Origin of the sequence: Asticcacaulis sp. W401b, from assembly GCF_046503825.1 — a bacterium.
In the GTDB taxonomy this organism is placed as follows: domain Bacteria; phylum Pseudomonadota; class Alphaproteobacteria; order Caulobacterales; family Caulobacteraceae; genus Asticcacaulis.
The window spans coordinates 1-13,474 of the sequence record NZ_JBKFEE010000006.1 but is presented as its reverse complement, the minus strand read 5'-3'; the positions used below and the strand labels follow the sequence as shown (position 1 = coordinate 13,474).

Genomic DNA, 13,474 nt, shown 5'->3' with positions numbered 1-13,474 from the left:
GGGGCCTTTTCGATACCGGAAAGGCGATTTTAGTTAAGCTGGCGTCTTGGCATCGACATAGTCGAGCCAGCCCCAGCGGTCTTCGGTGGTTCCATTAAACAGGCCGTGGAAACGGGCCTGCAGCAGCTTGGTGATCGGGCCGGGGCCGTTTTCACGGGTCGGAATGTCGTCGATGGTGCGGATCGGCGTGATTTCCGCCGCCGTACCGGTCATGAACACTTCGTCGGCGAGGTAGAGCATTTCGCGCGGCAGGTCCTGCTCGATGATCTCGATGCCCTCTTCGCGGGCGAGTGTCAGCACGGTGTTGCGCGTGATACCGCCCAGGATCGAGGCCGAGACCGGCGGGGTGTAGATCTTGCCGCCCATCATCAGGAACAGGTTCTCACCGGCCCCTTCCGACAGACGCCCATCGACGCCGAGGCCCAGACCTTCGACATAGCCCTTCGAGCGCGCTTCGCGGCCGATCAGGTAGGACGACAGATAGTTGCCGCCGGCCTTGGCCATGACGGGGATGGTGTTCGGCGCGGCGCGGTTCCACGAGGAGACGATGACATCGACGCCCTTGGTCAGGCCTTCGTCGCCCAGATAGGCGCCCCACGGGAAGGCGGCGATGGCGACATCGACGCGGACGTTTTCCGGCTTCGGCGTCACGCCCATGCCGCATTCGCCCAAGAAGGCGATCGGACGCAGATAGGCGGATTTCAGGCCGTTGACGCGCAGGGTTTCCTTACAGGCGTCGTTGATCTGTTGCAGCGTGTAGGGGACCGGCATGTGATAGATGCGGGCCGAATCGAGCAGGCGCTGGGTGTGTTCGGTGAGGCGGAACACCGCCGGGCCCTTCGGCGTGTCGTAGGCGCGCACACCCTCGAACACCGAGGTGCCATAGTGCAGGGCGTGGGTCATGACGTGGACCTTGGTGTCCTCCCACGCCTTGAGTTCACCGTTGAACCAGATTTTTTCAGCGAGCGGTTTCATGTTGTTTCTCAGAATTCAGGTTTGAGGCATGAGTCTTCCGGTCGTGCAGGAAGACGTATTTTTCAAAAGCGTCGCACATGGCGCGAAGCCCGGCCCATACAGGGTCGGGGCCGCGACCACGGCCCCGGTATGCCTCACCCTTAATCTGTAAACTGATTTCTGCAAAGGCCCCGCCGTCGAAGGTGAACCCCGACTGGATGATTTCGCAGTCATTGACGCGCGCCTCGATCTGATAGGCGTCCACCAGAGCGCGGAACCCGGCCTCAAAGGCATTGAGCCCCGTGGCCGTCACTTTCAACGGTTCGCCGTTGTCGCGGAACAGGTCGAGCGTGATCGTGACGAAGTCCTTGGTGACTTCGCTCGACACCTTGAACAGGCGCGCATCGTCCTTGTCGGCATTGTCGCGCGTGAGCAGCGACATCAGCTCGAACTCGTCGATTTCACCGATTTCATCGGCCCGGCGCTTGAAGGCGGCGAACAGGTCTCCCAGCGACAGCTCATCAAGGTCGAAGCCCAGCGCCGCCGCCTGCTTGGCGATGGCGTGGCGGCCCGAATGCTTGCCCAGCACCAGATTGGACTTTTCCGCCCCGACGTCTTCCGGGCGCATGATCTCATAGGTGCGTGCATCGGTCAGCATACCGTGCTGATGGATGCCCGATTCGTGGGCGAAGGCGTTGCGGCCGACGACCGCCTTGTTGCGCATGACGATGGTGCCGGTGGCGCGCGACAGGAGGTGGCTGGCCTTGCTCAGCAGCGGCGTATGGATGCCGGTGTGCAGCTTGAACAGCTCAGGCCGCGTGCGCAGCGCCATGACGACCTCTTCCAGCGCCGCATTGCCCGCGCGCTCGCCGATGCCGTTGATGGTCACTTCGATCTGACGCGCCCCGGCTTCGAGGGCGGCCAGCGTATTGGCAACGCCCAGCCCCAGATCGTCGTGATTGTGCGCCGACAGGATGACCTGCGGATGGTCCTTGAGGGCGGCCTTCAGGTCGCTGAAGATCTGATAGATTTCCTTCGGCGTGGTGTAGCCGACCGTGTCCGGAATATTCAGCGTGCGCGCCCCGGCCTCGGCCGCGGCGATACAGACCTCGTGCAGGAAGTCCTGTTCGGTACGGATGGCGTCTTCGGGCGAGAACTCGACCTCATCAAAAATGGTCGAGGCGTAGCTGACGGCCTTGTGGGCGATTTCAACCACCTGCTCGCGCGTCTTCTTCAGCTTGGCCGCGCGATGGATGGGCGAGGTGGCGAGGAAGATGTGGCAGCGCTTGCGCTTGGCGGGCAGCAGCGCGCGGGCGGCGGCGTCGATGTCGGATTCCAGCGCGCGCGACAGTGAGCAGAAGGTGGGGCCGACCACTTCGCGGGCAATGGTGCGGATGGCTTCCTCATCGCCGGGCGATGAGGCGGCAAAACCGGCTTCGATGACGTCCACGCCCAGGTCCTTGAGCGTGTGGGCCAGCATCAGCTTATCCTTGACGCCTAACGAAAAGCCGGGGGCCTGTTCGCCGTCACGCAGGGTGGTGTCAAAGACGATGACGCGGTTGGGGTCGTTGGGGACGATGGCATTCATGATGGAACTCAGGCGCTCAGTTTTTCGGCGTTAGGGCGGACAGTTTGCGCCCGTTCCGGCGCCTGCTCAAGCCGCTTGATGCCATAGAGGCGGTCGATTTGCAGCCCCAGAATGTCGATATTGCGGCCCGCATCGCGCGGACGCACGCTGACGCTGAGGCCGCGCGTGTCGGGGCCCAGATCGTACAGGTCGATCTCATCAATGTGGAAGCCGCGACGCTCGATCAGGCCCAGCACCCGCAGGAGCGTGCCTTCCAGACGGTCGATCTCAATATGAATCGATTGGCTCATCCCAGCGCTCCTCCATCATTTCCGCGTTCGACGCGCCCGGCGGCACCAGCGGCCAGACGTTTTCGCGCGGGTCGATCAACACATGCAGCAGGGTCGGGGCGTCGGCGGCCAGAAGCCGGTCGATGGCACCTTCGACCTCGTGGCGCTGGGTGATGCGGAACGCACTCAGGCCAAACGCCTTGGCGACCTCGACAAAGTCCGGATTGTCGGACAGGTCGATTTCGCTGTAATTTTCTTCGTAGAACAGTTCCTGCCACTGACGCACCAGCCCCAGCGACGAGTTGTCGAGCAGGACGATCTTCAGATTGATGCCGTAGCGCCGCAGCGTCGCCATCTCCTGAATATTCATCATGAAGCTGCCGTCGCCGGAGACGGTGACGACGTGGTGGTCGGGCAGGCCCAGCTTGGCCCCCATGCCGGCGGGCAGGCCATAGCCCATCGCGCCAGAGCCGCCGGAGGTCAGGTGGGCGCGGTTCTGCTCAAACTCGCAATGCTGCGCCACCCACATCTGGTGCTGACCCACATCGCAGGCGACGATAAACTTTTTACCCGCCTTTTCCGACAGGGATTTCAGCAGGGCCGGGGCATAGACGCCCTTGCCCGGCGCGTCGTACTTGAAGCGGTGCTGCCACTTGTTGGCCCTGTTGAGCTTCACCCAGTCCGAAATGTCGGGCATGGTCGGGCGCAGGGCGGGCAGGGCCAGTTTGAGGTCACCCAGAATGGCCACATCGGCGCGGCGGTTCTTGTGGAACTCGGCCGGGTCGATGTCGAAGTGGATGACCTTGGCGTGCGGGGCAAAGGCCGACAGCTTACCCGTGGCGCGGTCGTCGAAACGCGCGCCGACGGCGATCAGCAGATCGGTTTCCTGCACGGCCATGTTCCCGGCGCGGGTGCCGTGCATCCCCAGCATCCCCAGATGCAGGTCGTGATAGGTCGAAACCGTCCCCAACCCCTTCAGGGTCGAAACGAAGGGTATGCCGGTGCGCTCGACAAAGTCGCGCATCTCGGCATCGGCATCGGCCATGTGCACGCCGCCGCCGATGTACAGCAGCGGCTTCTTCGCCTGTTCGATCAGGGCTTTCGCGGCCTCAATGGAGTCGGCCTTCGGCGCGGCCGGCATCCAGGCGGGCAGTTCGCCCATTTCCGAGGCTTCGACAAAGCTGGCGGCGACGTCCTTCGGAATGTCAACCAGCACCGGGCCGGGGCGGCCTTCCTTGGCGATGGCAAAGGCGCGGGCGAGGATGGCCGGGATTTGCGCGGCGTCGCGCACCAGCCACGAGTGTTTGACGACCGGCAGGGTCAGGCCCAGAAAGTCCACTTCCTGAAAGCCATCGGTGCCCATCAGGTGCGTGGCGACCTGACCGGTGATGAAAACAACGGGGACCGAGTCCATATAGGCATTGGCGATGCCGGTAATCAGATTGGTTGCGCCGGGGCCGGAGGTGGCCATGCAGACGCCGACGCGGCCCGTGGCGCGCGCATAGGAATCAGCGGCGAACGACGCCCCCTGTTCGTGGCGCACCAGAATGTGACGCAGGCCCGATCCGGCCAGCGCGTCATAGATCGGCATGATGGCGCCGCCCGGATAGCCGAACAGCACGTCTACGCCCAGCGCCTTCAGCGTTGAGATGACGAGTTGCGCGCCGGTCGGTTTATTGGTGGGCATATCGTTGTCCTCACATGAATTTCGCAAGCGAAATCCACATGTCTTCTCGGTGTGGAGAAAAATCGCCTTGGGCCACGAAAGTTATAGCGGCCTTTGGATATTTTTCGCTTTTTTAACTGGCTCAATTCCGGCGAAGCCGGAACTGAGCCTCAGAAAGCCAAGGATGGGCGAAGAACCGCTTCGAGCCCTTCCTTGACCGTTCAGGTATCCACCTCTTTTTTTCGGCTTGCCGGGAAAAAGAGGTGAGGCAATTAGCCGTTACCCTTTTGGTTCAGCCACGACATGCGCGAACGCAGGTCACGACCGACGGTTTCGATCGGATGCTCAAGGTCCTGACGCATCAGGGCGTTGTAGCGCGGACGACCGGCCATGTTTTCGAGTATCCAGTCGCGCGCGAAGTCACCCGACTGAATGTCGTTGAGCACTTCTTCCATGCGCTCACGGGTTTCTTCGTTGATGATGCGCGGGCCCGAGACGAGATCGCCGTACTTGCAGGTCTCCGACACGAAGGAGTGCATCTTTTCGAGGCCGCCTTCATACAGCAGATCGACGATCAGCTTCAGTTCGTGCAGCACTTCAAAATAGGCGATTTCCGGACGGTAACCGGCATTGGTCAGGGTCTCAAAGCCCATCAGGATCAGTTCCGACGTACCGCCGCACAGAACGGCCTGTTCGCCGAACAGGTCGGTTTCGGTTTCTTCGCGGAACGAGGTTTCGATCACGCCGCCGACGGTGCCGCCGATGCCGCGGGCATAGCCCAGCGCCTTGCGCGCCGCCTGACCGGTGACGTCACGATCCACAGCGAACAGCGACGGCACGCCGCGGCCGCGTTGATATTCACGACGCACCAGATCGCCCGGACCCTTCGGCGCGACCAGGATGACGTCTAGGTCTTCACGGGCGGTGACGCGGCCATAGAGGACCGAGAAGCCGTGCGCGAACAGGAGCGCCGCACCCTTGGGGGCGTAGGGCTCGATGTCGTTCTTGTAGATGTCGGCGTGCGACATATCGGGCGTCAGAAGCGCGATGATGGTGGCGTCCTTAACCGCGTCCTTGATTTCCGCCGTGGCGAGGCCGTCGGCCGTCGCCTTGGTGTGACCCGCACCGCCAGCGCGCACGCCGACGATCACGTCAGCGCCCGACTCTTTCAGGTTCTGGGCGTGGGCGCGGCCTTGCGAACCGTAGCCGATAATGGCGATGCGTTCGCCCTTCAGGCTGTCCGGCGAAACGTCGTCATTGGTATAGATTTTCACTTGGGAGGCTCCATTGAGTGCCGGCTTTGCCGGTCGCTTTGAAAGGAAAAAGGAAAGGGTGATCAGGCCTGAGCGGCATCGGCTTCGGCCAACATTTTAAGTGGGTCTGGCCTCGGCATCTGCCTCGGCCATCAGGGCAGCGTACTTGCCCATCGGGGCAAAGCCGTTCTTGACCTTTGCACCGCGCGGCCCATCCGCCCGGCGCGCTACCATGTCGGCGTCGATGTCGAGGCGGCGGTTTTTGATGTCGATGGTGATGGTGTCGAAATTCTGGACGTAGCGGATCGCCTTGCCGACGTGGCCGATGACGATGCCTTCCGAAGCCGCCGCAAAACGCCCATTGGAGATCAGGCTGATGTCGCGCAGACCGGCCTCGGCGATCGCCCCGAAGATGGCTGTCATTTCCGCCTCGTCCGCCGCCGCGATGACGATGGCCTCACCGTGGGCGACGCGGCCTTGCTGAATGGCGGCAATGGCATCGGATTCCATGGCGAAGACGCGGGCGCGGGCTTCGTGCGGGTCGCGCTCAAAACCGCCACCGGTCATCACGCAGCCTTCCGGCGACAGCGAGCCGTGCAGAATCACGAAGTTCGAGGCGGGTAAGGCGGCCGGGTCGATGATGCGAGCGTGAGCGTTCATGGCGAAATCTCGGTTTCAGGGGTTTACGCGGGATACTGAGGTTGGTCAGGCAGCAGGCATGTACAAAAAAGCCCGCTCTGGTCAGGGAGCGGGAGGATGGTTATTCCTCGTCAGGCGGGTTTCAGACCTGCGCTACCACTCCGTGATCATAGGGCGTACAAGTACGCCTACGATGAGTAGGTTAATCAGGGCTACGATAATGGCGGACGCAGCAGCGGACAGGTTCAGGGCAGCGCCTTGAACGTCCATGCGGGCAGCGATGGCAATAGCCTTGCGCACCTTAAGCGTCTCCATTCGGCGGGCCACCATGGCCGCGTCGTGAGATCATATAGACTGAAACCTTTACCGATTGCAAAGGCAAAATTGAAAAAAAATTTCTTTAGCGGGCGAATGGCGGAATTTATCAGGTGAAACTTGATGAAAAAGAGCTATATTTTGAAAATATTTTTTCGGTATGCGGTTTCTGTGAAAAAATTGCCCCACAACCGCCGCGCTTTGCGCAACAGTTTCGCAGGAGCAAAAAAATCCCCGATGCGTCTGCGAAGGTTTGCGGGTGCCTGAGGTGCTGTTGCAATTCGCCTTGTTCGTTTTATATGGCCGCACGTCGCAATATATCTTGTGGCCATTCTCCCCAGCATTGCCCCTGAGGTTCCCATGCCCGCCTATCGCTCACGCACCACGACTTTCGGCCGCAATATGGCGGGCGCACGGGCGCTATGGCGGGCGACCGGCATGACCGATGCCGACTTCTCCAAGCCGATCATCGCCGTGGTCAATTCCTTCACGCAGTTCGTGCCGGGTCACGTCCATCTGAAGGACCTGGGCCAGATGGTGGCGCGCGAAATCGAAAAGGCCGGCGGCGTCGCCAAGGAATTCAACACCATTGCCGTCGATGACGGCATCGCCATGGGCCACGGCGGGATGCTTTATTCGCTGCCGTCGCGCGACCTGATCGCCGACAGCGTCGAATATATGGTCAATGCCCACTGCGCCGACGCCATGGTCTGCATCAGTAACTGCGACAAGATCACGCCGGGGATGCTGATGGCCGCCATGCGCCTCAACATCCCCTGCATCTTCGTGTCCGGCGGGCCGATGGAAGCCGGTAAGGTGGTGTGGCCGGACAAGGACGGCGTGCAGCGCACCCACGCGCTCGATCTGGTCGATGCCATGGTGCAGGCCGCCGACGATTCGATCTCCGATGAACAGGTCAAGGCCGTCGAAGAGGCCGCCTGCCCGACCTGCGGTTCCTGTTCCGGCATGTTCACCGCCAATTCGATGAACTGCCTGACCGAGGCCCTGGGTCTGTCTTTGCCGGGTAATGGCACGACCCTGGCCACCCATGCGGATCGCAAGGCCCTGTTTTGCGAAGCCGGGCGTCTGATCGTCGAAAACACCCGCCGTTATTATGAGACGGACGACGCTTCGGTCCTGCCGCGCTCGATCGCCACCTTTGAGGCCTTCGAAAACGCCATCCGCCTCGACATCGCCATGGGCGGTTCGACCAATACCGTGCTGCACCTGCTGGCGGCGGCGCAGGAGGCGGGCGTCAACTTCACCATGCAGGATATCGACCGCCTGTCGCGCACCACGCCGTGCCTGTGTAAGGTGGCCCCGGCGACCTCCAGCGTGCATATCGAAGACGTGCACCGCGCCGGCGGCATTGTCGGCATTCTGGGCGAACTCCACCGCGGCGGCATGTTGCACGGTGAAGTGCCGACCGTGCACGCCCCGACGCTCGCTTCGGCCATCGCCCACTGGGACATCAAGCAATCGAACGATGAGCGCGTGGCCACCTTCTTCAAGGCGGCACCGGGCGGGGTGCGCACGACGGTCGCCTTCTCTCAGGAACGCCGCTGGGACGAGCTGGACTCAAACCGTCAGACGGGCGTCATCCGCTCGGTTGAGCACGCCTTTACCAAGGATGGCGGTCTGGCCGTGCTGTACGGCAATATCGCCGAAAACGGCTGCATCGTGAAAACGGCCGGTGTTGATGAGGAAATCTGGCGCTTCACGGGCAAGGCGCGTGTGTTTGAGTCGCAGGAAGACGCCACGCACGGCATCCTCAACAATCAGGTGCAGCCCGGCGAAGTGGTCGTCATCCGCTATGAGGGGCCGCGCGGCGGGCCGGGGATGCAGGAAATGCTCTACCCCACCTCCTACCTGAAATCGAAGGGTCTGGGCAAGACATGCGCGCTCCTGACCGACGGGCGTTTCTCCGGCGGGACGTCGGGCCTGTCGATTGGCCACGCATCACCCGAAGCGGCGCAGGGCGGTCTGATCGCGCTGGTCGAAGACGGCGACACTATCGAAATCAACATCCCGGAACGCACGATCAAGCTGGCGGTTTCCGATGCCGTGATCGCCGAGCGTCGCGCGAAGGAAGAAGCCCGTGGCAAGGATGCCTACACGCCGAAAAACCGCGAGCGATACGTCTCGGCGGCGCTTCAGGCCTATGCTGCCATGGTCACCAGCGCCGATACCGGCGCGGTGCGCGATGTGAGTTTGCTGCGGAAGTAAGCGATGAGCTTTCGCCGCCCAACTGCGGAAGAAAAGTCTATGCTGGCTGAGCTATATACGCTGGCTGGTTGTCCACACTCTGATGCTCTGGATGATATATGGGTAGAGCCTATGTCCGATGGCGGAATGGGTGGCCTCCGTTTGTCTTTAAGACTTCCGCAAGTGCCGGACAGAAAATTCACAAACCAGATCAGCGCACTATCTTTCTCTGATGCTGACGGTACGGCTGTTTCGGCTGTTTTGAACGTCGATCAGTTTGGCGAACTGTTTGAATTGGATATGTGGAAGGTCGATTTTTCACCTCTCCAAAGATGGCCTGAATTTTAGTCTCTTTCTATTGAGAGAGAGGATATTGTTTTTCATTCCCAATTCATCTGCGCCATCGTATCGTTAACCAAAGCCATGGGGAGCGCGAAGATGGACAGGCGTTTTGTGATAGCGGCACTGATTTCGGCAGGGTGGACCACGCAGGCCGCCGCCGAAAGCGATCTGTCGAAGGTGATCAAGGCCGTGACGGCCTCCAAAGGCGGGCTGACCGCTTCGCAGGCCGACAGTGGCCTGCGCGAAGCCCTGTCGCTGGGGGCCGCCGCCGCGGTGACGCGGGTGGCGAGGACCGACGGCTACTGGGGCGACAGCCTGATCCGCATTCCGCTGCCCGACACCCTGTCGAAGGTGCAAAGGACGCTGAAACCGCTGGGCCTGTCCGGGGCGCTGGACGATGTGCACCTGAAGATGAACCGTGCTGCCGAAACCGCCGCCCCGGTGGCCAAGGGGCTGTTTATTGATGCCATCAAGGCCCTGACCATTCAGGACGCCATCGGTATCGTCAAGGGCGGGCCAACCTCCGGCACGCAGTATCTGCAAAAGGCGACGACGCCGCGCCTGACCACCCTGTTCACGCCACCGATAGAAACCGCCTTGCAGGAGACGGGCGCGGTGCAGGCGCTGGACCGCGCCATCAAGCGCAACGGGCTGAATGGCTATATCAAGAAAGAGCCGAAGGTCTATTTAAGCGAATTCGCCGTGGGTAAGGCGCTGGGCGGCCTGTTCCACTATGTCGGCACCGAAGAGACGGCCATCCGCACCGATCCGGCCAAACGCACCAGCGCCATTCTCAAGGCTGTGTTCGGATAGCCGCGTTCGCGCAATTAAGATGGCACAATTGACGATTGAACTTGACGCAAATTGCGCGAAGTTCATTATCGCGCGCAGGATTTGCGGTCCTTGCGCCGTATCAAACGCAGATAACCAAGGGCCGTCCAAGGTCTGTCACAGGGAAAGAGGGGGAAGACGATGCGTCAGGGCATTGCGAAATTTCACGCCGGTATGTGTGCGCTGGTTCTTGTGGCCGCACCTTTAAGCACATGGGCCCAGACGACAGAGAAGCCGGCGCAAACCCCGGCCCCGGCTGCCAGTGAGAGCGCGAATAACGTCACCGACGTCACCGTCTTCCTCAAAAGAAAGAGCAGCGTCCCTGAGCAGAATATGCGCATCGATACACGCAGCGCCTCCTCGTGCGGGTTTATCGGCAGCGACGGCAGCTCGGACTACATCGCCGACTATATCCGCGAAACGACCGGCACCTACGATATCAACGACCCCAATAATTTCAGCGAAAACAGCCCCTTGGGCGACGCGTCGCGGGAGAGCAGTGGAACGGGCTTCTTTGACCGTCAGGACCGTGGCACAGATGAGTCGGGGGCGGAGACGGGCACAGGGGGCTGTACCGATACGGATCGTCGTTTTGCTGCCGGTCGCGCCACCATTCTGCGCCGGGACAAGACCATCTATCAGGCCTTCGATTTCTTCGATCAGAAGAAGTACCCCGAAGCGCTGGCCATGTTCAAAACCGCCTATAACAAGATTGGTTATGAGGACGCGGCCTTCTATATCGCCCGCATGTATCTCGAAGGGCTCGGCACGCCCAAAAGCCCCAAGGACGCCATTTTCTGGTTCCGCAAGGTCGCCGAACAGCCGGTAAACATGCGCCGGCCGCATCCGTTTGACCCCAAAAATCCGGACTATATGGAGACGCGGGCCGAAGCCACCATGACGCTGGCCAAGATTTATCTGACCGGCTTCGGCGTGCCGCGCGATCCGAAAGAGGCGCTGAAATGGTTCGAAAAGGCCGCCTCCATCGGTTTCATCCCGGCCTCGAAAATCGTCGGCGACATCTACTACTACGGCAATGGCGTGCCGAAGGATCTAAACAAGGCCTATAAGAACTACAGCGAAGCCGCAAAGTACGGCTATGCCCCGGCGCAATACGCCGTGGGGCAGATTCTCGAATACGGCGAAGGCAATATCAAGGCCGATTCCAATACGGCGCTGGGCTGGTTCCGTGAAGCGGCCAAGGCGAATCATCCGGGCGCTATGTACAAGATCGCGGTGGCCTACGACAGCGGCGAAGGCGTCGCGGCCGACCCGCAAAAGGCGCTGGTCTTCTATAAGGAGGCGGCGGTCGGCGGCAATCCTGACGCTCAGAACGCCATCGGCACCTACTTCTATCAGGGCGGCCTCTTGCCCAAGGACGATGTGGCGGCGCGTCAGTGGTTCGAAGTCGCCGCGCGTAATGGACAAGCGGACGCGGCCTTTAACCTGGCCGTAATGTACACCAAGGGCGAGGGCGGTCCGAAGGATCTGGTCAAGGCTTATGTGTGGTTTATGGCCGCGCGCGTGCATGGGCATGAAAACGCCACAACGGCGCTCAAGTCGATCCAGTCTCAGATGACCGATGCCGAGAAGGCCGAGGTAGCAAAGCTGTTTGCGCCCAAAAGCTAGTCAGGCGACGATCGGGCTGATAGAGACAGGGACATGCGCGTCATGTCCCTTTTTCTGTGCCTGCCGCTGGTGCTGACCTCCGCGTCGGCGCGGGAAGCCCCCTTGCCGCCGGACAGGGCCTTTGCGTTCAGTTGGCAACGGCACGGCGATCAGGTGCGGCTGAACTGGCGGATGCCGAAGGGCTATTATCTCTATCGCGCCCATATCGAAGCGAAGGACGCCAGCGGGCGTTCGTTGCCCGTTAAAACGCCTGCCGGGCGGATCAAACCCGACCCGACCTTCGGGCCGACCGAGGTCTATTACGGTACGGCGCGGGCCTCGTTCCGCCATGCCGGGCCGGTTCGGCTCACCTATCGCGGCTGTCAGGAAGACGGCCTGTGCTATATCCCCATTACCGTTGTCATACCCGCCCTTCAGGAGCGTCCGCGTCCATGATTTCCCGTCGTCATCTGCTGGCCGCCGCCCCGGCGCTTCTGGCGGCCCCCGCCTTTGCGCAAGAGCCGGCGCCTGTGCCGAAGCTGCCTGAGGTGCACTATGATCCGCTGGTGCCCGTGCTGGGCAATCCGCAGGGCGATGTGACCATCGTCGAATATTTCGATTATCAGTGCGGCGTCTGTAAGCGGATGCACCCGCTGCTGCTCGATGTGGTGGCAAAAGACGGTCAGATCCGGCTGGTCATGCGCGACTGGATCATCTTCGGCGAAGGCTCGCACTACGCGGCGCAGGTGGCCCTGGGGGCGCAGGCGCTGGGGCGGTATCTCGACGTGCATCTGGCGCTGATGGCGACGGGCAGTCAGTTGAGCAAAGGCGATGTGTTTGCCGCCCTGTCTGCGACCGGTCTGACGCCGGCGGCGGCGCTGGCCGCCTATCGCGAAAAGGCCGAGGCCTATGAGGCGCTTTTGCTGCGCAATGACGCGCAGGCCATGGGCTTTGGTTTTCGGGGCACACCCTCCTTCGTGGTCGGCAATGCCGTCTATCCGGGCGCGTTCCAGAGCCGCGAGGACATGGTTCAGGCGGTGGCCGAAGCCCGCGCCCGTCAGAGACCCAGCGCGGGATAATACCATGTGTGGACGGCCCGTAGAGTTCAAGAGGGGTATCGCAAGATTTTGACTTAGGTTCGAGTGCGCTCATGTGTCCGGCGTTTGATGCGGGTTGTGTCCGCTGGCCTAGATAGGATCCGCGAGCGATATCCAAACAAGGTGGCGACCTGTTGTCGGCCATTGGTATTAACGGATTTTTCGCTCGTCGGCTCGACCGATAGCCATCTTGTGCTTGCCCTTTTTGAACTCCCGGCAGACGCGCGGCTTAAGCGGTGACCGGCTGACGCCGGTACACCTCACCCCGCGACATCATGGCCCAGATAATGCGGGCCATCTTGTTGGCCAAAGCGACTGCGGCGAGTTTACGCGGCTTACGCTCCAGCAATTGTAACAGCCAGGCCGAGGCAGATTTTCTGCCCGGTTTGGCAAAGCGAATGACGGACATGGCGCCGACAACCAGCAACTGTCGCAATCTTTCATTTCCGGCCTTGCTGATTTTGCCGAGGCGCTGCTTGCCACCGGTTGAGTGCTCTTTGGGGGTTAACCCGATCCAGGCGGCGAAGTGACGGGCGCTGGTATAATTTTCTGGCTGGACCGTCAACGCGATTGTCATGGCTCCGACCGGACCAACACCCGGGATTTCCGATAGCAATTGGCTGATCGGGTTGGTCTTATGCAGAGCCAGCAGTTGCGCATCCAACGCCGCCACATGCTGGTTCAACGCCTCGATATGCGCTCCCATC

The 13,474-nt window shown here is 61.4% G+C and carries 15 protein-coding genes; 7 read left to right on the top strand and 8 right to left on the bottom strand.

Annotated elements, in window-relative coordinates; genetic code table 11:
* Window positions 1-33: 33 nt before the first annotated feature.
* From ACK8OE_RS13420 to ACK8OE_RS13390, 7 genes are all read right to left on the bottom strand, one after another.
* Window positions 34-975, bottom strand: a complete 942-nt coding sequence (locus tag ACK8OE_RS13420; protein ID WP_290795464.1) for a branched-chain amino acid transaminase — start codon at window positions 973-975, stop codon at window positions 34-36.
* Window positions 959-2,542: a 2-isopropylmalate synthase gene (locus ACK8OE_RS13415; protein ID WP_126419456.1), complete on the bottom strand. Its 1,584-nt coding sequence runs from the start codon at window positions 2,540-2,542 to the stop codon at window positions 959-961. The genes ACK8OE_RS13420 and ACK8OE_RS13415 overlap by 17 nt, the downstream gene beginning before the upstream one ends.
* 8 nt (window positions 2,543-2,550) lie before the next feature.
* The gene (locus tag ACK8OE_RS13410; RefSeq protein WP_272740755.1) at window positions 2,551-2,832 is read right to left on the bottom strand and encodes an ACT domain-containing protein; all 282 of its coding nucleotides are present in this window, start codon (window positions 2,830-2,832) and stop codon (window positions 2,551-2,553) included.
* Window positions 2,810-4,498: an acetolactate synthase 2 catalytic subunit gene (gene ilvG / locus ACK8OE_RS13405; RefSeq protein WP_410272927.1), complete on the bottom strand. Its 1,689-nt coding sequence runs from the start codon at window positions 4,496-4,498 to the stop codon at window positions 2,810-2,812. The genes ACK8OE_RS13410 and ilvG overlap by 23 nt, the downstream gene beginning before the upstream one ends.
* A 251-nt stretch (window positions 4,499-4,749) precedes the next feature.
* On the bottom strand, window positions 4,750-5,751 hold the full coding sequence (gene ilvC / locus ACK8OE_RS13400; RefSeq protein WP_013478234.1) for a ketol-acid reductoisomerase: 1,002 nt from the start codon (window positions 5,749-5,751) through the stop codon (window positions 4,750-4,752).
* A 96-nt stretch (window positions 5,752-5,847) separates the two neighbouring features.
* A complete protein-coding gene (locus ACK8OE_RS13395) occupies window positions 5,848-6,390 on the bottom strand; it encodes a dihydroxy-acid dehydratase (RefSeq protein ID WP_410272926.1) in 543 nt (180 codons plus the stop codon).
* A gap of 132 nt (window positions 6,391-6,522) precedes the next feature.
* Window positions 6,523-6,699, bottom strand: a complete 177-nt coding sequence (locus ACK8OE_RS13390; RefSeq protein ID WP_172961089.1) for a hypothetical protein — start codon at window positions 6,697-6,699, stop codon at window positions 6,523-6,525.
* Between the two features lie 108 nt (window positions 6,700-6,807).
* Here ACK8OE_RS13390 and ACK8OE_RS13385 point away from each other — a divergent pair, with 108 nt between their 5' ends.
* The 7 genes from ACK8OE_RS13385 (at window position 6,808) to ACK8OE_RS13355 (ending at window position 12,749) form a co-directional block, all read left to right on the top strand.
* On the top strand, window positions 6,808-6,951 hold the full coding sequence (locus ACK8OE_RS13385; protein WP_410272925.1) for a hypothetical protein: 144 nt from the start codon (window positions 6,808-6,810) through the stop codon (window positions 6,949-6,951).
* Between the two features lie 93 nt (window positions 6,952-7,044).
* Window positions 7,045-8,910, top strand: coding sequence for a dihydroxy-acid dehydratase (ilvD, locus tag ACK8OE_RS13380; RefSeq protein ID WP_410272924.1), 1,866 nt, complete (start codon window positions 7,045-7,047; stop codon window positions 8,908-8,910).
* Window positions 8,911-8,913: 3 nt separating this feature from the next.
* A complete protein-coding gene (locus ACK8OE_RS13375; protein WP_410272923.1) occupies window positions 8,914-9,237 on the top strand; it encodes a DUF6984 family protein in 324 nt (107 codons plus the stop codon).
* Between the two features lie 90 nt (window positions 9,238-9,327).
* Window positions 9,328-10,044: a DUF4197 domain-containing protein gene (locus tag ACK8OE_RS13370; RefSeq protein WP_410272922.1), complete on the top strand. Its 717-nt coding sequence runs from the start codon at window positions 9,328-9,330 to the stop codon at window positions 10,042-10,044.
* 159 nt (window positions 10,045-10,203) lie between these two features.
* Window positions 10,204-11,691: a tetratricopeptide repeat protein gene (locus ACK8OE_RS13365; protein ID WP_410272921.1), complete on the top strand. Its 1,488-nt coding sequence runs from the start codon at window positions 10,204-10,206 to the stop codon at window positions 11,689-11,691.
* Between the two features lie 42 nt (window positions 11,692-11,733).
* Window positions 11,734-12,126 (top strand): protein-disulfide reductase DsbD N-terminal domain-containing protein, encoded by a 393-nt coding sequence (locus tag ACK8OE_RS13360; RefSeq protein ID WP_410272920.1) that lies wholly within the window; start codon window positions 11,734-11,736, stop codon window positions 12,124-12,126.
* Window positions 12,123-12,749, top strand: a complete 627-nt coding sequence (locus ACK8OE_RS13355) for a DsbA family protein (protein ID WP_410272919.1) — start codon at window positions 12,123-12,125, stop codon at window positions 12,747-12,749. Before ACK8OE_RS13360 ends, ACK8OE_RS13355 begins: the two co-directional genes overlap by 4 nt.
* Before the next feature lie 247 nt (window positions 12,750-12,996).
* Here the strand turns inward: ACK8OE_RS13355 and ACK8OE_RS13350 are convergent.
* Window positions 12,997-13,474: IS110 family transposase (locus tag ACK8OE_RS13350; protein WP_410272918.1), on the bottom strand; the 478-nt coding region annotated here is incomplete at its 5' end.

What these genes read in the sequence shown, in the direction of transcription:
- ACK8OE_RS13420 (WP_290795464.1), bottom strand. Translation starts at nt 975, where the DNA reads ATGAAACCGCTCGCTGAAAAAATCTGGTTCAACGGTGAACTCAAGGCG.
- ACK8OE_RS13415 (WP_126419456.1), bottom strand. Translation starts at nt 2,542, where the DNA reads ATGAATGCCATCGTCCCCAACGACCCCAACCGCGTCATCGTCTTTGAC.
- ACK8OE_RS13410 (WP_272740755.1), bottom strand. Translation starts at nt 2,832, where the DNA reads ATGAGCCAATCGATTCATATTGAGATCGACCGTCTGGAAGGCACGCTC.
- ilvG (WP_410272927.1), bottom strand. Translation starts at nt 4,498, where the DNA reads ATGCCCACCAATAAACCGACCGGCGCGCAACTCGTCATCTCAACGCTG.
- ACK8OE_RS13395 (WP_410272926.1), bottom strand. Translation starts at nt 6,390, where the DNA reads ATGAACGCTCACGCTCGCATCATCGACCCGGCCGCCTTACCCGCCTCG.
- ACK8OE_RS13390 (WP_172961089.1), bottom strand. Translation starts at nt 6,699, where the DNA reads ATGGTGGCCCGCCGAATGGAGACGCTTAAGGTGCGCAAGGCTATTGCC.
- ACK8OE_RS13385 (WP_410272925.1), top strand. Translation starts at nt 6,808, where the DNA reads ATGAAAAAGAGCTATATTTTGAAAATATTTTTTCGGTATGCGGTTTCT.
- ilvD (WP_410272924.1), top strand. Translation starts at nt 7,045, where the DNA reads ATGCCCGCCTATCGCTCACGCACCACGACTTTCGGCCGCAATATGGCG.
- ACK8OE_RS13375 (WP_410272923.1), top strand. Translation starts at nt 8,914, where the DNA reads ATGAGCTTTCGCCGCCCAACTGCGGAAGAAAAGTCTATGCTGGCTGAG.
- ACK8OE_RS13370 (WP_410272922.1), top strand. Translation starts at nt 9,328, where the DNA reads ATGGACAGGCGTTTTGTGATAGCGGCACTGATTTCGGCAGGGTGGACC.
- ACK8OE_RS13365 (WP_410272921.1), top strand. Translation starts at nt 10,204, where the DNA reads ATGCGTCAGGGCATTGCGAAATTTCACGCCGGTATGTGTGCGCTGGTT.
- ACK8OE_RS13360 (WP_410272920.1), top strand. Translation starts at nt 11,734, where the DNA reads ATGTCCCTTTTTCTGTGCCTGCCGCTGGTGCTGACCTCCGCGTCGGCG.
- ACK8OE_RS13355 (WP_410272919.1), top strand. Translation starts at nt 12,123, where the DNA reads ATGATTTCCCGTCGTCATCTGCTGGCCGCCGCCCCGGCGCTTCTGGCG.